The sequence below is a fragment of the Deefgea piscis genome, assembly GCF_019665785.1.
GTDB lineage: Bacteria > Pseudomonadota > Gammaproteobacteria > Burkholderiales > Chitinibacteraceae > Deefgea.
Genome location: NZ_CP081149.1, coordinates 2,104,213 through 2,125,070 on the forward strand (window position 1 = coordinate 2,104,213; position 20,858 = coordinate 2,125,070).

The window sequence follows — 20,858 nt, forward strand, 5'->3', positions numbered from 1 at the left end:
GCTCACTGGTAAAATTTGCTCATGCTCACAGGAAGCCTAGTTGCATTAGTCACTCCGATGGATGCGGATGGTCAAATCAATTTCTCAGCGCTTAGAAAGCTGGTCGATTGGCATATTGAACAAGGCACTGACGGTTTGGTTGCCGTTGGCACAACAGGAGAGTCACCTACTGTCTCAGTGGATGAACATATTGAGATTGTTAAAGTGGTCGTCGAACAAGCGGCGGGCCGTGTCCCTGTCATTGCGGGCACCGGAGCGAATTCAACCCGCGAAGCCATTCACCTCTCACAACGCGCGTTGTCAGTCGGTGCCAATTATGGTTTAAGCGTGGTTCCTTATTACAACAAACCATCACAACATGGTTTGTATTTACACTTTAAAGCCATCGCAGAAAATACTGCATTGCCAACCCTGCTGTATAACGTGCCAGGTCGCACCGTGTGTGACTTATCGAACGATACTGCATTGCAATTGGCTCAGCTGCCTAATATCGTCGGGATTAAAGACGCAACTGGCAATATGGAGCGTGCGGCAGATTTAATGCTACGTGCGCCAAAAGATTTTGCTTTTTATAGTGGCGACGATGCATCGACTTTACCGTTTATTTTGCTTGGCGGACACGGCACGATTTCAGTGACGGCCAATGTGGCACCAAAAGCCATGCATGAAATGTGTGCGGCGGCATTAGTTGGCGATATTAAAACTGCAAAAAGCATTAATGATAGCCTGCAAGGCCTACATAAACACCTATTTATCGAAGCCAATCCGATCCCAGTTAAATGGGCACTAGAAACAATGGGCCGAGTACCCGAAGGGATTCGTCTACCATTAACTCGCCTTACAGAGAGTGCTCAGGGTATAGTGCGCCAAGCGCTTACTCAGGCTGGTGCTTTATAACTTTGTGTCGTCCACATTTATGGATACAAACATGCAGCAAAAGAAATTAGCTTTATATCTATCAAGTGCCTTCATGATTGGCAGTCTAATGGGCTGCTCTACTGATCAACTGCTGATGCAAAGCAAGGTTGATTATCGTGGTGGCAGCGACAATTTAGCCAAAAACTCACTCGAAGTGCCGCCAGATTTAAGTGCGGTGAATGTGAACAACAACTATGTCGTACCCAAGAGCGCAGTATTGGCCAATGAAGCGCAAGCGCATAAAACCAGTGGTGACAACGGCAGCGTACTGCCGGTCTATGAAAATGCCAAGATCATGCAAGCTAATGGCGCACGCTGGTTGGTGGTCAAAGGTGATCCTGCCAAAATTTGGCCTGAATTGCGTGAATTTTGGCTCAGCAATGGCTTTTTGCTCACACAAGACAATGAGCAAACTGGGGTTATGGAAACCGATTGGCTAGAGAATCGCGCAGCTTTGCCGGGCGACTTTGTGACCAATTTGTTACGTAAAGTTGCAGATGGTTTTATCTCTACCGGTGAGCTAGATCGTTACCGCACTCGCATCGAGCGCGGCACTGAACCTGGCACGGTTGAAATCTATGTCACGCACCGCGGTATGCGTGAAGTGTTTGCCGATGGTTCAGAAGAAGCTAAAGTCTCTGCCGCTGGCGGCGGTGGCAAAACCATCTGGACACCACGACCTTCTGATCCTGAGTTAGATGCTGAAATGCTTAAATTGATGCTGCAGCAATTTGGCATGAGCAAAGAACAAGCCACTACGGCAATGCAAACAGCAACCACGATTCCGTCACGTGCGGCACTCAACCCTGCGGGCAATCAACTCGAACTTAAAGATACTTACGATCGCGCTTGGCGCCGTGTTGGCCTAGCCTTTGATCGAATTGGTTATACCGTAGAAGATCGCAATCGCAACGAAGGTACATTTATTGTGCAACGTGCTGCTGCGAATATTTCGAAAGAAAAAGAAACTGATTACCTAGGTAGCTTGGCATTTTGGCGTAGCAAAGAAAATCCAAAAGAAACACAGATGCAGCAATATCAAGTTCAGTTAAAACAAGAGTTGGATCGCACTGTGATCATCGCCAAACCACTCAACGGTGCCGCAAGCGACGCCAATAGCAAACAAATCTTGCAAGATCTGTTGCAGCAATTGAAATAAAGCCAATACACACCGCTTGCAATTGCAAGCGGTGTGTATATGAGCCATAAAAAAATCGACCCGAAGGTCGATTTTTTTATGGCTTAAACCAAATTACTTTGCAGCGTGAGCAACAGTTTTTGCGCTAGTTTCTACCGCAGCAACAGTAGCATCAGTGAGGTTAGTCACAATGCGTTGGCTGGTTTTGTTGATGGCATCGTAAGCGCTAGTAGCGCTTTCAACCGCTTTTTTCATTGCAGCAACCGCTGGGCTGGCTGCTGGTGTTTGCGCTACAGCTTTGTCCAAGCTAGAAACTAGATTTTTGTTGAATTCAAGCACTTGCTCTTCAACCAATTTATTCAATTCAGCTTGAGTGCTGCTTGCTGCTTCATAAACGGTACGGGCAACTGTAATGCTTTTCTCAACATTTGGCTGAGCCAAGCCTTTTTGCAATTCAACCAATTCTTGAACAGACTTAACACCCGACAAAGCTTTTGCTGTTTTTGCGTTTTCAGTCAACAAATCACGTGCAATACCCATTTGCAACTGGAACAAACGCTCAGCGCCGCTCAAAGCAATGTTGGTTAAACGTAAAGATTTTTCTAGTTGGGCTTGGCCAAGATCAGCAAACTGTTGTTGAGTATTAAACATATAGAATCTCCAAATGGTTGAATTGTGCACTGCATCAATGGTCATTTTTAGCTCGCGACCACCGAATGTCAAGCTTTATTTGTGCAGCGCAACATTAACCACTAAGTTGCTTTTGTTTGATGGCCAAAATCGCTTGATTACGCAGCGTTTTAAGTAAATTAAGCTGCTCAGGCGCAATGACTAAAGATTGCGCCAGACGTTTGTCACCGTAAAACAACCCTATGGTTTTTTTATCTAGCACCAAAGGAAAAACGATCAAAGTTTGAGCAGGCAAGAGTGCCCGATACCAAGCGGGAATTCGATCCGTAATGTTCTTGGCATTAATGTCCTCGACTAACACGTCCGCTTGCTGCGCTAACACCCATTGGAAAACGTCGAGTACCGGCTCTAATTTAAATTTAAATTGCGGCAAAATCTGTTCAATATCAGCGCCAAATCCAAATCGTGCCACCATCTCTGCCGATTTGCTGTCTCGCGTACAAAATAAAACTCGCTCAAAACCGACGCTGCGGTACATGGTTTCTAAGATCATTCGTAGCACATCATTTAATTTAAACTCACCCACCATCGTATTGGTAATGTCTTGCACCCCAGCGGCCAAACTTGCGGCTGCATTAAGCGCTGGTGCCTGCTCTTGCAGACGAATTGCTGCCGCTTGCATACCATCGACTTCTGCGCCGTCGACAGGTATATCGCTGTGAGCTATGATTTTTTTAATACTGCGGGCAAATACACTCCCTTGGATATCGACACCAAGAATCGACAAATAATCCAAATATTGCTGCGCCGCACATCGCAACACTTCATGATAAGCCGCCTCTTTCCAACTCACTGCCCCAGCATAGCGCTGCACCACTTGCTGCAAATGCACCGATGACGCCTTACCCGACAAACTCACCAAGGGCAATAAATCGAAAGACAAATTAGCAAATACACGCAAACGCTCAGCTTGATTTTGGGGGGCATATCGCACGCTTGGCAATTCACGTAGGCTTTGGGTAATCCGCTCCGGAAAATGCCAAGTCTGCATCACGGCAGCGGCGAGCTCTCGATAGCTAATCCCCAGCACGGCCTCAGCCGCCACCGACTCACTTTCTTGATTTTGTTGTTCTCGTTTATTGATTTCTAAGCTTTCTTCATGAAAATAATACAAGGTCAATAACCGCCCCAAGTGCTGAAATACGCCGCAAATAAGCAATTCCTCGACATCGCGCCATGCACTTTTTACCCCCAATTCACGGGCTAAAATCCCGCCAAAAAAGCTTTGTAATACCGCCTCACGCAAACGCTCGGCCTGCCCTTTGTTTTGCATGTGCTCAAACAGCAAGATCGTAATGGCTAAATTTCGCACGGTATCAAAGCCTAAAATCACAATGGCGCGCGAAATCGTACTAATCGAGCCACCAAAATGACCATAATTTGCCGAATTGACCATTTTGAGTAATTTATTAGTTAAAGAAAAATCCTGCAAAATCACACTCGATAAATTTTGCAAACGTTCACCTTCAACGTCGTTGAGCTTATTAATGGCACTAATGGTTTGCGACAGAGATGGAAAATCGGCGGTATGGCGCATTCGTCGCAATAAAAACTCAAAGGTGCTATTACGCTGCGCTGCATGACTTTGCTGGCCCTCACTACTCAGTAGCCATGTCGAGAGTGCCGTTTGCAATGCGCCAATATCGGCATATGTAGGCGTTTCACCCTCGCACAGCGCCACCATCAATAAATGATTCAATTGCGGGTCAATCGCCGCATTGTGCGTAGATGACAAAGTCCCACTGGCGATCGCCGTCAATAATTCAGGCTGTGCGTCTTGCGTTAAATATTGGCCACTTAACATCTGATACAGCATCAAGCCATAAGCAAAAACCACCGCCGATTGACGATCAACACGGCGACCGATCGCCTCAGAAAGTAAAGCAGCATCGCCATTTAAAACCCCTGGGCTGATGGCAAAATCCATTAACTTAACTTGGCCATTGGTGGTTAAAAACACGTTATGCAATACACTGCCTTGTACCGTCACCCCCAGTTGGGCCGCCGCGGTCACGCTCTCCAATAAACACTGCAACCATTGCACTGCCACGACTGGCGACACCGGTCCTGTCGCTTGCAAATGATCAACCATCGTTTGCCCTTCTAGCAACTCAAAGACCACGCAAGGGTGTCCTTGATCGAGCAAGATTTCGTACAGACTCACCATACTGGGATGATTGAACTGGCTTAAAATTTGTGCCGATTGAAGTTGATCAATGGCGTGGCTATGCAGCACTTTGAGCGCAACACGTCGCTGCTGCTGGGTATCGTTGACTAAATAAACCAAGCCTTGTTGGCCCTGCCCTAATTTTTTTTCAACGACAAAGCGGCCATTGGCAAAGCTTTTCATTTCTGGCTTCCTTTTTTTCTCTATTCAATATAGTCTGCTGCCTGAAAAATACGCAGCATCCGAGCGATATGTCATTTATTTGAAGTGTTTTCACGTTGTTATCCACATATCAGCAAGACAATACTTAAAACTTGACCGAGCCTCTTTTTTGTATCACGCATTAACGATGTAATGGATTAACAGGTTAAATTGAATGAGTTCGATTGAAATTATTGGTTTTGTAATTAGTTTACTGGCGATTTATTTAGCGACACGCCAACACCGTATGACATGGCCTTTGCAAATCATCGCTAGCTTGTTGTATGTGTATTTATTTTTAAATGCGCATTTATATGGCGAAAGCCTATTGCAATTGGTGTATGCCGGCATTGCTGCCTATGGTTTTTATCATTGGCGTCATCAAACCCAAAACGATGATGTCAAAATCGAGCGTTTAAGTCGCAAAGAATGGTTTTACATTAATGCTGCCGGCATTGTATTGCTGTTGCTGGTGGCACAATTTCAAGTGCAATTTTTGCCAACTGACGTCCCGTACTTAGATTCCAGCGTGTTTATTTTTGGCTTAATTGCACAATGGATGCAAGCGCGTAAAAAAATAGAAAATTGGCTTTATTGGATTGTGCTCGACTTAATTGCTGCAGGCATCTATTGGTATAAAGATTTACACCTTACTGCAGTGCTATATCTTATTTTGACTGTTTTAGCGATAACGGGCTGGCTCACTTGGCGCAAAAAATTGTCATGAGAATCGCCATTGTTGGTCCTGAATCTTGCGGCAAATCAACACTCGGCATGGCCTTGGCAGCGCATTTTCAATGTGCTTATGTTGCTGAATATGCACGGGAATATTTTGCCACACACCCCCATCAAAACTACGGCATCACCGATGTCATCCACATTGCACAAAGGCAATTTCAGCAAGAGAACGAGATGGCAAGCCAGTATGCACATTTGATTTGTGATACCTCGCCATTGGTGTGCCGGATTTGGGCTGAAGTGAAGTTTGGCCACTGCCCGCTTGAGATTGCGCAATTAGAGTTGGCCACAAGTTATGACGGCATTTTGCTCTGTGCGCCGGATTTGCCATGGCAAGCCGATCCCTTGCGAGAAAACCCCAGCGATCGCAATGCAATCTTTGAGCGCTACGCTCAACGCTTACAAATGGGCTGCACCCCATTTCGAGTCGTGACCGGACTTGGCGCGCAAAGATTAGCTTGTGCACAGCAACAATTAAGCATAATGGGTATCGATCTGTAGCCTTTGATGCATAAAAGCTACCGGAATATACTGCATTAAATAGTTGGTATTTTGCACAGGACGTAGTTTGGCTTTACTGACGATGCGCGGCAATCGCCACATCAACGCTGTTTTTTGCCTTAAACCAGCATTTCTTGTGCACTTTATGATCCTGCGCAGAACTTTTTTACCCCATCTTAGTCATGATGAGGGCCGTCTCTAAAATGCAGAGCGGTGGATTTTACCTGCGACACCCGCTAGAATAGTCCGCCTTTGTTTGGCTTACACACTGGAACCCATATGTTGATTGCACCTGCTTTCGCTAATGCTGCTGCGCCAGGCGCAGAAGCAAGCTTTATGTCATTTTTGCCAATGATCGCTATTTTTGCGATTTTCTGGTTTTTAATGATTCGCCCACAACAGAAAAAAGCAAAAGAACTTCGTGCCATGCTCGAAGCACTGCAAAAAAATGACGAAGTCATCACCACTGGTGGCGTTGTTGGTAAAATCGTTAAATTAAACGACCAATTTGTTACGCTTGAATTGTCAGACAATGTTGAGATCTTAGTTCAGCGTGCGGCCATCGGTCAGCGCCTGGAAAAAGGCACCCTAAAAAACAATAAATAATCAATGATACGGCAGCCCTGCTGCCGTATTTGTTGGGGCCCAAGCATGAACCGCTATCCTCTTTGGAAGTACCTTCTTATTGTTGCGTCAATTCTGATTGCAGCGATTTACACGATTCCTAATTTCTACGGTGAAAGCCCTGCGCTACAAATTTCTAGCGCCCGAGCAACGATTAAAGTTAGCGATGCAATGGTGGCACGCGCCGATACCATCTTAAAAGCAATCAACGTCACACCGGTTGACAGCTATTTCGAAGGCACTTCAGTTAAAGTCCGTTTTAAAGATACTGACACTCAACTCAAAGCCAAAGATGCGATCCAAGCGGCCCTAGGCGACGACTATATCGTGGCGTTGAATTTGATTTCGGACACCCCTGTTTGGCTGACCAAATTGCATGCCAAACCAATGGTGCTGGGTCTGGATTTACGCGGTGGCGTGCATTTCTTGCTCGAAGTGGACATGAAAGCGGCTGTTGATAAAGCCCTAGAAAAAACCGCCGGCGATGTTCGCCGCGAACTTAAAGACAAAAAAATCCGTTACGGCAAAGTTAGCCGCGAACGTGATCGCGTTGAAGTACAACTACGCGACGAAGCGACACTCAAAGCCGCTAACCTCGCGGTGCGTAAAATCTTGGGCAATCTAAAAGTTCAAGACGTTGCCGAAAATGGCACTTACAAACTCGTCATCACCTATCCAGCTGCCGAGATTACCAAGCTTAAAAATGACGCCGTTTTACAAAACATCACCACGCTACACAATCGGGTGAATGAATTGGGCGTGGCTGAACCCGTTATTCAACAGCAAGGTGAAGGCCGCATTGTCGTGCAATTGCCTGGCGTGCAAGACACCGCCAAAGCCAAAGACATCCTTGGCCGTACTGCCACACTCGAAGTGCGCATGGTGGTAGACGATCAAGCGCTGCTGACTGAAGCCATTAATGGCAACGTGCCAGCTGGTCACGAGCTTATGAGTGAGCGTCGTAGCGATGGCCGCAATGTGCCGATTTTGCTTAAGAAAGAAGTTGAACTCACAGGTGAAAACATCAACGATGCACAAGCGGGCTTTGATGACAAAAACGAACCAGCAGTGCATCTGGGTTTAGACTCAACTGGCGCCGCAATTTTCAAAGTGTTAACGCGTGATAACGTTGGCAAACGCGTAGCGATGATCTTGGTTGAAAAAGGCAAAGGCGAAGTGGTTACTGCACCGGTCGTTCGTGGCGAGATTGGCGGCGGTCGCGTGCAGATTTCTGGCTCGATGGGTGTTGCCGAAGCCAACGACACCGCGCTACTACTGCGCGCTGGCTCGCTCGCTGCACCAATGAATATCGTTGAAGAACGCACCATTGGTCCATCATTGGGTAAAGAAAACATCAGTAAGGGCTTTAACTCAACCTTGTATGGTTTCCTCGCGATTGCCGTGTTTATGATGTTTTATTACCGCGTATTTGGTGTGGTTTCTACCCTTGCATTGGGCGCGAACTTGTTATTCTTGCTGGCTTTGCTGTCTCTACTGGGCGTTACGCTCACATTACCGGGGATTGCGGCGATTGCCTTGACCTTGGGGATGGCGATTGATGCCAACGTATTGATCAATGAACGGGTACGTGAAGAATTACGCAATGGCGCACCACCGCAATTGGCGATTAAAAACGGTTACGACCATGCGTTTGCAACGATTTTGGATTCGAACATTACGACCTTGATCGCTGGTTTAGCGTTATTGATTTTTGGTTCGGGTGCGATTCGTGGTTTTGCTTGGGTACATTGCATCGGGATTTTGACTTCAATGTATAGCGCAGTCTTTGTGTCTCGCGCCATGATCAACCTCATCTACGGCAACCGTCGTGTGAACACGTTAGCAGTTTAAGGCGGGAGCGAAAAATGATTGAATTTTTTCATGTAAAACGTGACATCCCATTTATGAGCTACGGCAAGCTCACAACGGCGATTTCATTAGCAACCTTTGTATTGGCAGTGTTTTTCTTGGTTGCTAAAGGTTTAAATTTTGGTATCGAATTTACTGGCGGCACCGTCATGGAATTGCGCTACCAAAAAGCGGCCAATTTGAGTGAAATTCGCCATCAGGTGGATGCTTTAAAGTACGGCGAAGCGCAAGTGCAATCGATGGGAACCACCACTGATGTCATGCTGCGTTTACCGAATATTAAAGACAAAAATAGTGCTCAGCTTTCCAATGAAGTGCTAACCACACTGCAAAAAACCCGCAGTGATGTTGAATTACGTAAAGTTGAGTTTATCGGTCCATCAGTCGGTGATGAGCTATTTACTCATGGTCTAACTGCACTCATTTTGGTGTGTGTCGGTATTATTGCTTATTTGGCGATGCGCTTTGAATGGCGCTTTGCGGTATCGGCCGTGATTGCCAATATGCATGACGTGGTGATTATTTTGGGCTGCTTTGCGCTGTTTCAGTGGGAATTTAACCTCACGGTATTGGCAGGGATCTTGGCGGTATTGGGTTACTCGGTGAATGAATCAGTAGTGGTGTTTGACCGGATTCGCGAGAACTTCCGTCAACCAGCTTTACGTGGCAAGACAGTTCCTGAAGTGATCGACAACGCCATTACGGCAACCATTAGCCGTACCATGATTACTCACGGCTCAACCGAGTGTATGGTGTTGTCAATGCTGTTGTTTGGTGGCGCTGCGCTACATGGTTTTGCGATGGCCCTCACCATCGGTATCGTGTTTGGGATTTATTCATCGGTACTTGTGGCCTCGCCACTATTGCTGATGTTTGGCATCACCCGCGACAATATGATCAAGCCAGTCAAAGTGAAAGAAGAAGCGGTAGTTTAAGCGTCTTCAATCGCATACAATCAGCGCCGACGAACCTTCGTCGGCGTTTTTCTTGAGCCACTTCTGCGGAGCCCAGCATGGACTTTAATCTCATCAATATTTTCTTGCATCTGGATGTGTATCTGGCGCAATGGGTTGCTCTATATGGTGTTTGGATTTATGCCATCTTATTTGCCGTGATTTTTTGTGAAACCGGCTTGGTCGTCACGCCATTTTTACCCGGTGACTCTTTACTCTTTGTTGCCGGAATGATTGCCGCAACCGGCGCAATGAATGTCCATTTATTAGTTGTGCTGCTGTTTATTGCGGCAGTACTGGGTGATGCACTCAATTACACCATTGGCAAATACTTTGGTCATCGTTTGTTTGCCAAAAAAGATTCAAAAATATTCCGTCCAGAATACCTAAGCAAAACCCACGATTTTTTTGAAAAATACGGCGGAAAAACCATTATTATCGCGCGCTTTGTACCCATTGTTCGCACCTTTGCACCGTTTGTTGCTGGCATGGCGGCAATGACCTACCGGAAATTTTTTGCTTATAACGTGATCGGCGGCGCTGCGTGGGTTGGCTCACTACTTTATGCCGGTTATTTATTAGGCGGCATCGAGATCATCCAAAAAAACCTCAGCGCGATTATCTTAGGGATTATTTTCCTCTCAATTTTGCCGGGCATTATTGAAATCGTGAAACACAAAATGGCGAAGGCGCCGACATGAACGAAACGTTTTACAATCAGAAAGACCGAATTCGCAGCGCATTTGATAAAGCCGCCAGTAGCTACGATGCGGCGGCAGTATTACAACGAGAAGTGGTTGATCGCTTATTTGACCGCCTTGCCGTTATTAATATCGATCCTAAAGTCATCCTCGATGCCGGCTGCGGCACCGGTTATGCCCGTTCATTTTTACGCCAGCGCTTTACGAGTGCCCAATATATTGAGCTTGATTTAGCGCTCAATATGCTCAAAGCGTCGCAAGCCAAAACCAGCACATTCAAGCAATGGCTGTCGGTATTTGACAAAAACAAAACCAATTCGCTTTGCGCCGATATTGAACAAATCCCGCTGGCTGATGAATCGGTCGATCTGATTTGGTCTAGCTTAACGCTGCAATGGTGTAATACACCCGATGCCGCGTTTAAAGAATTTAATCGCATCTTAAAGCCCGGCGGCGTGATTATTTTTGCCACTTTAGGCCCGGATACGCTAAAAGAACTACGCAGTGCATTTGTCGGCATTGATGGTCATCAGCATGTAAATCAGTTCATCGATATGCATGATTTAGGTGATGCGCTGGTCAAGCATGGTTTAACGATGCCCGTGATGGACATGGAGCACATCACCATGACCTACGCCAAAGCCAAAGATGTAATGCAAGATTTAAAACATATTGGTGCTAGCAATAAGATGGATGGTCGGCCAAATGGCTTACTGGGCAAAGCAGCATGGCTAAAAGTCCAAGCGCAATACGAAGTATTTCGCCGTGATGGCGTTTTACCCTGCACGTATGAAGTCGTGTATGGCCATGCGTTTAAACCAACGCTAAAAAGCAATGCGCGCCCCGATGGCAGCCAAATCATCAACTTCCGTCCGAGAACACCGTCAGCATGAGCAGCAAACTATTTTTTGTGACCGGCACAGACACCGACGTTGGCAAAACCGTTGCCAGCGCGCAACTGATTCGCGGCTTTGTGAATGCTGGTTTTAATACCGTAGGTATGAAGCCAGCAGCGTCAGGTTGCATAAGGTCTGGCGATATACTCATCAATACGGATGTAGAAATACACCGCGCCGCCAGCAATGTCCCAGCGCCAGCAGCACTCTGTAGCCCCTACTTATTTGAGCCGGCGATTTCGCCACACATTGCGGCGCATGATGCTGGTGTCGTTATAGATTTACAGCATCTGAAAAATTGTGCCGAGCAGCTGACAAGCATTGCCGATCGCGTCATTATTGAAGGTGCGGGCGGATGGTTCGCTCCCCTATCGACACAGGCAACGATTGCTGATTTGGCAACGGTTTTGCAAGCGCCGGTCATTATGGTGGTTGGCATGCGGCTTGGTTGTTTAAATCACGCCATGCTCACGGCAAAAGCCATTGAGCAGCAGGGCTTAACGCTAGCCGGCTGGATCGCCAATCCAGTCGATCCACAATTTAGCCGATACGATGAAAATTTAGCCTATTTAAAACAACAGCTTGCCGCGCCGTTATTAGCAGAACTCAGCTATTCGTCAGAAGCAATAAATGCGGCCATTTCGCCAGCTGCAATCGCGCAACTTGAACAATTTAAATCGTCGCCCGATTCAATTTAACGCCAATTAGAGCATCATATGAAAAAAATAATTCTGATGACCCTGTTGTTGATCTTATTGGGTGGCTGCAGCAAACCGGAGTTTAAAGGGGCTGACATCAGCAATGGCCCAATTGGCGGCGATTTTAAACTCACCGATCATCACGGTAAGCCACGGTCACTACAAGATTTTAAAGGCAAAGTTGTCGTTTTATTTTTCGGCTTCACCCAATGCCCTGAAGTTTGCCCCACCACACTCTCTGAACTAAAATCAGCAATGCAACAATTGGGCGAAAAAGCCAATCGCGTTCAAGTTTTATTTGTTACGGTCGATCCAGAGCGTGACAGCCAAACAATCCTTGCGGCGTATGTCCCCGCTTTTGATTCTCGATTTATAGGTTTACGCGGCAACGACAGCCAATTGGCGGATATTGCCCAAAAATATAAAATCATTTACCAAAAGCAGCCACAGGGAGATAGCTATACGATGGATCATACGGCGGGTAGTTATTTAATCGATCCAGAAGGAAAAACCCGTGTCATGATTAATTATGGCGCCGGTGCAGCTGTATTTGCGCATGATTTAGATTTACTATTAGCAGAATAAAAATATCAATACAGGATATACGATGTCAGATGAAGTGAATGGCGGCATTGCCCCAATTGGCGAGCAAGAAGACATTGCCCCCTACCGCATCACCGCCATTATGGAAATTGCCTTTGTATTGCGCAATTTAGCGCAAAGCAATGCCAATTTGGCGCTGTATTTTAATGCTGGCCGCGACATGATGTTATCGCGCGTATTAAGTGTCGATACTAAAGCGCAGCAATTTATTATTGACGTTGGCGGTCACGAGGCCACCAATACAGCGATCACTCAAGCGAGTAAAGTCTTATTTGTTACGGCATTGGACAACGTCAAAATCCAATTTTCTGTTGGTCTTGTTAAACGCTGCCAATTTGAAGGCAAAGCGGCGTTTACGATTCAATTTCCTAGCGATCTGATTAAATTACAGCGCAGAGAATTCTTTCGCTTACTCACCCCCATCACCAATCCATTAACTTGTGAATTAAGTCTGCCTAATTCGCAAAAAATGCAGCTTGAGCTGCATGATATTTCTTTAGGTGGCGCTGGCATTTGGCTGAAAGACGAGCCCAAAGATGATTTTCCGTCCGGTCTGATTTTAAATCAAGTTAATTTTGACTTAGCCAGTGCTGGCTTTGCAAAAGTAGATATTGAAATTCGCTCTACACATTCAGTTACCATGGCCGATGGTAAAGTGCGTTGGCTATTGGGTGTACGTTTTGTTGACTTGCCGCGCCCAATCGAGAATAGTTTGCAGCGTTTGCTCGCTAATTTAGAGCGAGAACGTAAAGCCTTGATTGGCTAGTTTTAGACTTTTTAAGTTATCTTTACTTGCATCAAAAACGCATTAATCACGCCCCAGGGGCTAGGCACTATTGCCAATTGAGCGAAAAGAAGATAGCCGGAATCGATTGCCATGCGCAATCGATTTTTTTTGTTGCCCCCTGTGGATATCATCATGCATAAGCCAAATCAGTTTGACCTAATGGGTCAGAAGCGTTTTCTACCCTTATTTCTCACGCAGTTTACTGGCGCATTTAATGACAACTTATTTAAAAATGCGTTTTTGGTTTTAATTGCATTTTATGGTCTCTCCACGGCTGGGCTCAATAGTGCGGTGCTGATTAATATGGCCGCCGGGATTTTTATTTTACCCTTTTTTCTTTTTTCAACGCTAGCTGGGCAACTTGCAGAGAAATATGACAAAGCATTATTGGCGCGTTGGATTAAAGGCATAGAAATCATCATTATGCTGCTAGCGGGCCTTGGATTTATTTGGCATAACGCTGCAATCTTAATGTGCTGTCTATTTTTGATGGGGGTGCATTCTGCTTTTTTTGGCCCATTAAAATATTCCGTTTTACCGCAATATTTAAAGAGCAATGAAATCCTTGGCGGCAATGGCTTAATCGAGATGGGTACTTTTGTGGCGATTTTATTAGGACAAATTGCCGGCACATTGATTATTCAGCAACAACCTTATGGCGAAATTTATATTATTATCGCCTGCCTTGGTTTTGCAATCATTGGCTACTTTTGCAGCCGCGCCATGCCTGCCGCACCGCCCACCGCACCAAATCTAAAAATTGGCTGGAATGTGTTTGCCGAGACCGCAAAAATTCTTTCCCACACCCGAAAAAACAAAACCGTATTTAATAGCTTATTGGGTATTTCTTGGTTTTGGTTTTTTGGCTCAATTTATCTGACGCAATTTCCAAATTTTGCCAAAGACACATTGCATGGTGATGCGACTGTATACACATTATTAATGACATTATTTTCACTTGGCGTAGCCATTGGCTCACTACTATGTGAAAAGCTATCTGATGCGACCGTTGAATTGGGATTGGTGCCATTCGGCTCAATTGGACTTTCAGTATTTGCCATTGATTTATTTTTTGCCAGCCAAAATCTAGCTCCGGCCAGTTATACCGCCTATACATTCTTGACCGGACTCTCTAGCTGGAGAATTATTATTGATATTTTATTGATCGGTGTTTTTGGCGGATTTTTTATTGTGCCTTTATACGCACTAATTCAAATTCGTACTGAACATGAATTTACCTCACGCGCGATTGCAGCCAATAATATTTTAAATTCATTATTTATGGTCGTTGCAGCAGGAATGAGTATTGCCTTGCTTGAAGCCGGTTTGAGTGTGTCGCAACTATTATTACTCGCTGGCATTTTAAATGCTCAAGCTCTAGCGGATGGCGAAATCGTGGCTATTTTTCCTGAAGGGCGAATTACCAGCAATGGCAAAATTAATCGCTTTATGCCGGGCATTGAGCAAATAATTAAAACTACACCCGTGCCGGTCATTCCAATGGCGCTACAAGGCTTGTGGGGTAGTTTTTTTAGTCGTAAAGATGGTGCCGCCATGCTCAAGATGCCACGCGGCATTTTCTCTAAAATCGGCCTAATCGTTGGCAAGCCCATTGCACCGGAATCAGTTACCCGATTAAAACTAGAACAAGAAACGCATCTATTGCGTGGCGATTGGCAATAAATTTATCGGTTTTTTAAACCCATACGGCGTTGCATAAATTTTATTTTAGATTTTAATACTTGCACCCATTGAAATGATGCTGGAATATACATCAAAAATTAACAAGGTGTGCGTAATAATGGGTAATTTTTGTGCAACGGTATTTTTATGTTTGGCATCAGTTGTTGGCTACGCCCAAACCCAAGTTAAAATCTTACCCGTTCTTGCACCAGATATTATTCAGGGGCAACTAAACAACGGCCTACGTTATTTTATTAAGCCCAATCAACAGCCGAGCAATAAAGTTGAAATGCGTTTAGTCGTTAATGTTGGTTCAATGAGTGAGAAAGATGATGAATTAGGTGTCGCCCATTTACTTGAGCATATGGCATTTCGTCGAACCAAAAACTTTAAAGCAGGACAAGTCAAATCATTTTTAGATAGCCATGGTATGCGTTGGGGGGGCGATAGCAATGCCTTTACCAGTCATGAAAATACAGTTTATATTTTATCCGTTTCACCAGATGATGCGGCTCAGGCACTGCAATTACTTGCAGATTGGGCATATCAAATCGAGTTCGATGAAAACGAGCTCAATACCGAGCGAGAAGTCGTACTGAATGAAGAGCGTATTCGTCGCTCCGACCATGCAATCTATCAATCAATATATAAAACAATTTACCCTAATCAAAACTACGCTAATCGAATGCCAATTGGTGATAGCAAAATCATAAAGAGCATTCCTCTCGAAAAAGTAAACGCTTTTTATCAGCGCGAATACCAAGCGCAAAAAATGGCTATTTTAGTTTCTGGCGATATCAATCCACGTCAAATTGAAACTCAAATCAAAAAAAATTTTAATGCCGTGCCTGCCGGCAATCATGCCGTTAACTACCCAAGCCCCGCCGCAACCGATCAGTTACGCCTAGTTAATGAAAATGAAGTGCAGTCTTTATCACAAGCACGTGTTGGCTGGAATTGGGTTTTACCTAGCGACTCCATGAGTGATGCCGACGCAGCTTTACGCGACTATCAACGTGAATTAATCGGCATTATTTTGCAGCGCCGACTTTCTAATTTGGCACAAAACCAAGACAGTGCACTCAGTGACGCTATTTGGCTAAATTCGCACGGCACGGATTTACCAACTAGACAAATTCAATATGGTTTTTTTGTTAATGCAAAAAATAATCGCAGCCAAGAGGCATTACGCCAGTTATATCGAGAAATTGTTCGCGCCAAACAGTTTGGTTTTAGTGCTGAAGAATTAAACAGTGCATTTGAAACCAGAAAAGCCATGATTGGAACAAATTGGGATAACTTAGCTTGGGCCAATCAACTATTTATGCATTATCGTTTTGCTGAGTCAGTTCGCAATCCAGCAGATTACCCAACTCAACACCAGCGTTTTTTTGATGCGACTCAAGCTGCTGATTTGCAAAAATTAATGACTGATATTTTGGCCTATCCTGATCAAGTGGTTTACGCACTAAAATCCACGCGAGTCCAGTCGGAAGATCATATTAACCGACTTTGGCTAAAGGACTTAATCGCTGAAGTCCAAGCAGAAACCTTAACACCAGTAACAACGAATACCACACGAAATCAATTGCTGGGCACCTTACCCACCAAAGGTAAAATTATTCGTTCAATAGAGGATGACGCCAATAAAAGTACACTTTGGCAATTAAGTAATGGCATTGAAGTCCTCACCATTGCGCCACAAAGTACAACAGAAAACATTGGTTTTGCTGCGCAGGCTTTGGGCGGAATCACCGCGCTGAGCGCTGATTTATACCCCGCAGCTAGAATATTGCCAGAGTATTTATTACGCGCCGGACTAGATGGAATGCACCCAAATGACATTGAGCGCATCATGAGCAACAAACAAACCAAACTACTACCGTTTGTTGGCGTGGACACCCATGGTTTTTCTGGAGTGAGTATTCCAAAAGATATTGAAGCATTATTACAGCTTAATTATCTCGCATTGACCACCGCCAGCGATGACAATGCAGAAGCTGCTAACGTGAGTCGTGAACTGGCTTTACAAAACATGGCTAAAAATGATGAATTAAGTTTAGCCAATACCTTAAATCAATTACGCTATCAAACGCCGGATTTATTTCCTAGCAATCGAAAAATGCTCAGCCCTTTTTATGAAGCCTCGTTAGCCCAATTAAAAACGGCCAAGCAGCAGCTTTATGGCAATCCGGGGGCGTTTCGTTTTGTCATCACCGGTGTCGCCAATGATAAAAACACCGAAGCTTTGCTCGAGCAGTACCTAGCAAGCCTACCTAGCCAGAAGTCAAATCTGCCACAGATAAGTACACTACCTCAAGTGCCGGTCAAAGAAGTGCAATTAGGATGGGCCAATACAGGCGCATATCGCCATTGGCAAGCATATCTACCTGTAAAGGCAAACGCAGAAAATGAATGGCAGTTAACCGCGATGGCTGATTTATTGCATCAGCGCCTTCTCGACGGACTAAGAGAGAAAACGGGCAATATTTATTGGCTTTCACTGGTTCCCAATCGCAATACACCGCAAGGTTTAACCCTAGGCTTTGCCTATCGTACCGATGCTGCGCACTGCGAACAAAGTAGCAAAACAGTTCTCAATGAATTAATTAAGCTGCGACAAACCGCGCCTAGCACAACCGAAGTTAGCGCCATTCATGATCGACTAAGAAAATCTAACGCCGAACGGGTCAATATGCCTATTCTATACGCACTGTCTTACGCCACAGCTTGGTTAAGAAATGGTAATGCGTCGAGTAATCAACCCGATTTAAGCCAAATCACCGCGCAGTCTTTACACTCCGCAGCACAAATCTGGTTTCAGCCTCAGCACTGGGCGATTGGCAATTATATGTGTGACGATGTCGTCGATTTACAGCAACTAGTTAGCACCCAATAAAAAATAGGCCGCGATCTAAGCGGCCTATTTTTATTCACAATCAATCAATTCTTATCGATCAGTTTTAAATGCATTTGTTGGTCTTGGGTGCGAATATCAAAGTGTCGAATGATATTCATCCCCAGCAATACTTCATCACCCAAGTTGGGCAACACACCCACTCGGACGTTTTCAAAACGAAACGGGCCAAAACTTAACTCACTCAGTCTAGATTCGTAACCGGCCACCTCGCCATTGGCGGTGCGGGCAATAAACGATTCGCCGCGCGGCAAGTCTAGGCGTTCAGCCAAGCGCTCACTTAGCGTGATGGAAGTCGCCCCCGTATCGAGCAATAGCGTGACCGCAGCACCATTGATATGGCCGTTAATCCGAAAATGACCATCTCTGGCTCGCTGCAAAGTGAGCTCAGTGGTATTGCCAGTTTGGACGATCTGCATTTTGGGCTGATATTGCTGAGCAATAAAGCTACTAAACACCCAATAAATCAACGCTAACACCAGCGCCCAAACCAAGAAAATAACCCAATTTGATCGCATAACCACCCTTAGGTATTACCCGCCAGATTAATATCATCATTGCTTGGCGGGCAATACATCATCACACTGACAGGTTGTCGATTTCTTCGCTCACACTCACCCAGGCGAGCTCACGCTCGGCGAGTTTTTCTTTGAGCTTGAGTTCGCTCGCCAAGATTTTTTGCAACGCGTCTTTACGCTCAGGCAAATACAAGGTTTCATCGGCCAAAGTACTGGTAATGGAGGCTTGCTCGGCGCTAATTCGCGCCATTTCAGCTTCAATACGCGCTAAATCTTTTTCCAGCGGTTTTCGCGCATTGGCCAATTTTTGCCGTGCTTCGGCTTCAAGGCGTTTTTGCTCTTTTCGATTCACCGTTGGCGCTGTGCTATTGCTGCTTACACTGGCGGCGGCCACTACGGCAGACTTGTCGCTACTGCGTTTTTCTTGACTGTAACGCGTGTAATCGTCCAAATCGCCATCAAAAGGCTGAACTTTGCCGTCTTCAATCAACCAAAAATCATCAACCGTGGCGCGCAAAATGTGCCGATCATGCGAAACGACAATCAAAGCGCCATCAAAATCTTGTAGCGCAAAGGTTAACGCTTCACGCATTTCGATGTCCAAGTGATTGGTTGGTTCATCGAGTAGCAAGAGATTTGGTTTTTGCCAAATCAGCAAAGCCAAGGCCAAACGTGCTTTTTCGCCGCCAGAAAATGGCGCAATCGGATTGAGCGCCATCTGGCCGTGAAAATTAAATCCACCCAAGAAATTACGATGCTCTTGCTCGCGGGTGGTTGGGTCGATTTTTTGCATATGCCACAGCGGCGACTCATCAATGCGCAAGTATTCCAGCTGATGCTGGGCAAAGTAACCAATTTTTAAGCCTTTACCTTCAGTACGAATCCCCGACAGCAAATCTTGCTCACCGGCTAATGAGCGAATAAACGTTGATTTACCAGCACCATTCACCCCGAGCAAACCCAAACGCGCAGAGTTATCAACGGAAAGATTAATGCCCGATAAAATCGGATGATCTGCGCTGTAACCTGCTGACGCCATTTCGAGATGCACCAAAGGATTAGGGCTTGAATCTGGTTCGCGGAAAGAGAAATTAAATGGCGAATCGACATGGGCGGCAGCGATTTTCTCCATTTTTTCTAATGCTTTCACTCGGCTTTGCGCCTGCTTGGCTTTACTGGCCTTGGCTTTAAAGCGGGTAATAAAGCTTTCTAAATGGGCGATTTGTCGTTGCTGCTTATCAAAAGCTTGTGATTGCTGCGCTAATCGCTCAGCACATTGATTTTCAAAATCTTCGTAAGTACCGGTGTAAACGGTGAGTTGCGCGTTATCAACGTGCAAAATTTGTTTGATCGTACTGTCCAAGAAGTCGCGATCATGCGAAATAATCAACAACATGCCAGGATAGGTTTTGAGCCATTCTTCCAGCCAAACCACGGTTTCTAAATCCAAGTGATTGGTGGGTTCATCCAGCAGCAACAAGTCTGAGCGGCACATCAACGCTTGCGCCAAATTTAAACGCATTCGCCAGCCACCGGAAAAACTCGATACCGGACGTGAATTTTCTTCTAAAGAAAAGCCTAAACCGGCGAGTAATTTGGCAGCGCGCGCTTGCGCGGTATAGCCGTCAATGGCTTCAAGGCGAGCAAATAGCTCACCATGCGCCATGCCATCATCATCGGCGTCGTAAGTAATCGCGGCAATTTCGGCTTCGATTTTGCGCAGCTCAACATCACCATCAAGAACGTAATCCAGCGCCGAGCACGGCAAAGCTGGGGTTTCTTGCGCAACGTGCGCAATCGCCACTCGAGGTGGCATTTCTAAATCGCCTTCATCAGCATGAATTTCATCACGCAATAAGGCAAAAAAACTGGATTTACCCGCGCCATTGGCTCCAACTACCCCAGTTTTTGAGCCAGGTTGTAGTGTGAGTTCGACACGATTAAGGAGCACCTTGGTGCCGCGACGGAGTGTGAGTGTTTTAAGTCTGATCATAGGGCAAGATTCTAACAGAGCTAGCCGCAGGGATTGCCTTTGCGACCAGGAAAATTACCCAGTTTACTGAAAAATAATGCCACTTGAATGCATCTAACGCGAAGATCAGCCCAATCCATGCGTATCAACACGGCAAATGATCGAGATTACCCACCAAGAACGATCGACGTGCGCGACGAAGACTTTAGCTAAAGCACGGCGCCACCGTAGGCATAAAGGTAGTGGGCCGCCTTATGGCAAATCGGAAAAGCCGATGGACATAT

At 45.6% G+C, this 20,858-nt stretch carries 18 protein-coding genes; 14 read left to right on the plus strand and 4 right to left on the minus strand.

Features of this window, described 5'->3' with window-relative positions; translation table 11 throughout:
* Nucleotides 1-21 precede the first annotated feature (21 nt).
* Together dapA and bamC are read left to right on the plus strand one after the other, a co-directional pair.
* Nucleotides 22-897 carry a 4-hydroxy-tetrahydrodipicolinate synthase gene (gene dapA / locus K4H25_RS09765; protein WP_221020337.1) on the plus strand — a complete coding sequence of 292 codons (876 nt, stop codon included), beginning with the start codon at nucleotides 22-24 and terminating at the stop codon, nucleotides 895-897.
* Nucleotides 898-928: 31 nt separating this feature from the next.
* Complete coding sequence (gene bamC / locus K4H25_RS09770; RefSeq protein ID WP_221020338.1) at nucleotides 929-2,077, plus strand: NlpB/DapX family lipoprotein; 1,149 nt, start codon at nucleotides 929-931, stop codon at nucleotides 2,075-2,077.
* 93 nt (nucleotides 2,078-2,170) lie between these two features.
* On the opposite strand, the gene K4H25_RS09775 is transcribed toward bamC, so the two are convergent.
* On the minus strand, nucleotides 2,171-2,707 hold the full coding sequence (locus K4H25_RS09775; RefSeq protein ID WP_221020339.1) for a phasin family protein: 537 nt from the start codon (nucleotides 2,705-2,707) through the stop codon (nucleotides 2,171-2,173).
* Between the two features lie 94 nt (nucleotides 2,708-2,801).
* Entirely contained in the window at nucleotides 2,802-5,096 is a 2,295-nt protein-coding gene (locus K4H25_RS09780) for an HDOD domain-containing protein (protein WP_221020340.1), read from the minus strand.
* A gap of 193 nt (nucleotides 5,097-5,289) precedes the next feature.
* Between K4H25_RS09780 and pnuC the strand changes: the two genes are divergently transcribed.
* From pnuC to K4H25_RS09840, 12 genes are all read left to right on the plus strand, one after another.
* Entirely contained in the window at nucleotides 5,290-5,841 is a 552-nt protein-coding gene (pnuC, locus tag K4H25_RS09785; protein WP_221020341.1) for a nicotinamide riboside transporter PnuC, read from the plus strand.
* A complete protein-coding gene (locus tag K4H25_RS09790) occupies nucleotides 5,838-6,353 on the plus strand; it encodes an AAA family ATPase (RefSeq protein ID WP_221020342.1) in 516 nt (171 codons plus the stop codon). Before pnuC ends, K4H25_RS09790 begins: the two co-directional genes overlap by 4 nt.
* Before the next feature lie 279 nt (nucleotides 6,354-6,632).
* Entirely contained in the window at nucleotides 6,633-6,959 is a 327-nt protein-coding gene (gene yajC, locus K4H25_RS09795) for a preprotein translocase subunit YajC (protein ID WP_173534178.1), read from the plus strand.
* A gap of 45 nt (nucleotides 6,960-7,004) precedes the next feature.
* Nucleotides 7,005-8,828, plus strand: a complete 1,824-nt coding sequence (gene secD / locus K4H25_RS09800) for a protein translocase subunit SecD (protein WP_221020343.1) — start codon at nucleotides 7,005-7,007, stop codon at nucleotides 8,826-8,828.
* Nucleotides 8,829-8,845: 17 nt separating this feature from the next.
* Complete coding sequence (gene secF, locus K4H25_RS09805) at nucleotides 8,846-9,781, plus strand: protein translocase subunit SecF (RefSeq protein ID WP_221022920.1); 936 nt, start codon at nucleotides 8,846-8,848, stop codon at nucleotides 9,779-9,781.
* 77 nt (nucleotides 9,782-9,858) lie between these two features.
* Nucleotides 9,859-10,500 (plus strand): DedA family protein, encoded by a 642-nt coding sequence (locus K4H25_RS09810; protein ID WP_221020344.1) that lies wholly within the window; start codon nucleotides 9,859-9,861, stop codon nucleotides 10,498-10,500.
* Nucleotides 10,497-11,393 (plus strand): malonyl-ACP O-methyltransferase BioC, encoded by an 897-nt coding sequence (gene bioC, locus K4H25_RS09815; protein WP_221020345.1) that lies wholly within the window; start codon nucleotides 10,497-10,499, stop codon nucleotides 11,391-11,393. The genes K4H25_RS09810 and bioC overlap by 4 nt, the downstream gene beginning before the upstream one ends.
* A complete protein-coding gene (gene bioD, locus K4H25_RS09820; protein ID WP_221020346.1) occupies nucleotides 11,390-12,094 on the plus strand; it encodes a dethiobiotin synthase in 705 nt (234 codons plus the stop codon). Before bioC ends, bioD begins: the two co-directional genes overlap by 4 nt.
* An 18-nt stretch (nucleotides 12,095-12,112) precedes the next feature.
* On the plus strand, nucleotides 12,113-12,679 hold the full coding sequence (locus tag K4H25_RS09825) for an SCO family protein (RefSeq protein ID WP_221020347.1): 567 nt from the start codon (nucleotides 12,113-12,115) through the stop codon (nucleotides 12,677-12,679).
* Between the two features lie 22 nt (nucleotides 12,680-12,701).
* Nucleotides 12,702-13,463, plus strand: coding sequence for a flagellar brake protein (locus K4H25_RS09830; RefSeq protein WP_221020348.1), 762 nt, complete (start codon nucleotides 12,702-12,704; stop codon nucleotides 13,461-13,463).
* A gap of 153 nt (nucleotides 13,464-13,616) precedes the next feature.
* Nucleotides 13,617-15,167, plus strand: coding sequence for an MFS transporter (locus K4H25_RS09835; protein WP_221020349.1), 1,551 nt, complete (start codon nucleotides 13,617-13,619; stop codon nucleotides 15,165-15,167).
* Nucleotides 15,168-15,285: 118 nt separating this feature from the next.
* The gene (locus K4H25_RS09840) at nucleotides 15,286-18,066 is read left to right on the plus strand and encodes a M16 family metallopeptidase (protein ID WP_221020350.1); all 2,781 of its coding nucleotides are present in this window, start codon (nucleotides 15,286-15,288) and stop codon (nucleotides 18,064-18,066) included.
* 44 nt (nucleotides 18,067-18,110) lie between these two features.
* On the opposite strand, the gene K4H25_RS09845 is transcribed toward K4H25_RS09840, so the two are convergent.
* Nucleotides 18,111-18,602: a retropepsin-like aspartic protease family protein gene (locus K4H25_RS09845; RefSeq protein WP_221020351.1), complete on the minus strand. Its 492-nt coding sequence runs from the start codon at nucleotides 18,600-18,602 to the stop codon at nucleotides 18,111-18,113.
* A gap of 61 nt (nucleotides 18,603-18,663) precedes the next feature.
* Nucleotides 18,664-20,595, minus strand: a complete 1,932-nt coding sequence (locus tag K4H25_RS09850) for an ATP-binding cassette domain-containing protein (protein ID WP_221020352.1) — start codon at nucleotides 20,593-20,595, stop codon at nucleotides 18,664-18,666.
* Nucleotides 20,596-20,858: the final 263 nt, after the last annotated feature.

Excerpts from the sequence above, each read along its gene's own strand:
- dapA (WP_221020337.1), top strand. The coding sequence starts at position 22 with ATGCTCACAGGAAGCCTAGTTGCATTAGTCACTCCGATGGATGCGGAT.
- bamC (WP_221020338.1), top strand. The coding sequence starts at position 929 with ATGCAGCAAAAGAAATTAGCTTTATATCTATCAAGTGCCTTCATGATT.
- K4H25_RS09775 (WP_221020339.1), bottom strand. The coding sequence starts at position 2,707 with ATGTTTAATACTCAACAACAGTTTGCTGATCTTGGCCAAGCCCAACTA.
- K4H25_RS09780 (WP_221020340.1), bottom strand. The coding sequence starts at position 5,096 with ATGAAAAGCTTTGCCAATGGCCGCTTTGTCGTTGAAAAAAAATTAGGG.
- pnuC (WP_221020341.1), top strand. The coding sequence starts at position 5,290 with ATGAGTTCGATTGAAATTATTGGTTTTGTAATTAGTTTACTGGCGATT.
- K4H25_RS09790 (WP_221020342.1), top strand. The coding sequence starts at position 5,838 with ATGAGAATCGCCATTGTTGGTCCTGAATCTTGCGGCAAATCAACACTC.
- yajC (WP_173534178.1), top strand. The coding sequence starts at position 6,633 with ATGTTGATTGCACCTGCTTTCGCTAATGCTGCTGCGCCAGGCGCAGAA.
- secD (WP_221020343.1), top strand. The coding sequence starts at position 7,005 with ATGAACCGCTATCCTCTTTGGAAGTACCTTCTTATTGTTGCGTCAATT.
- K4H25_RS09810 (WP_221020344.1), top strand. The coding sequence starts at position 9,859 with ATGGACTTTAATCTCATCAATATTTTCTTGCATCTGGATGTGTATCTG.
- bioC (WP_221020345.1), top strand. The coding sequence starts at position 10,497 with ATGAACGAAACGTTTTACAATCAGAAAGACCGAATTCGCAGCGCATTT.
- bioD (WP_221020346.1), top strand. The coding sequence starts at position 11,390 with ATGAGCAGCAAACTATTTTTTGTGACCGGCACAGACACCGACGTTGGC.
- K4H25_RS09825 (WP_221020347.1), top strand. The coding sequence starts at position 12,113 with ATGAAAAAAATAATTCTGATGACCCTGTTGTTGATCTTATTGGGTGGC.
- K4H25_RS09830 (WP_221020348.1), top strand. The coding sequence starts at position 12,702 with ATGTCAGATGAAGTGAATGGCGGCATTGCCCCAATTGGCGAGCAAGAA.
- K4H25_RS09835 (WP_221020349.1), top strand. The coding sequence starts at position 13,617 with ATGCATAAGCCAAATCAGTTTGACCTAATGGGTCAGAAGCGTTTTCTA.
- K4H25_RS09840 (WP_221020350.1), top strand. The coding sequence starts at position 15,286 with ATGGGTAATTTTTGTGCAACGGTATTTTTATGTTTGGCATCAGTTGTT.
- K4H25_RS09845 (WP_221020351.1), bottom strand. The coding sequence starts at position 18,602 with ATGCGATCAAATTGGGTTATTTTCTTGGTTTGGGCGCTGGTGTTAGCG.
- K4H25_RS09850 (WP_221020352.1), bottom strand. The coding sequence starts at position 20,595 with ATGATCAGACTTAAAACACTCACACTCCGTCGCGGCACCAAGGTGCTC.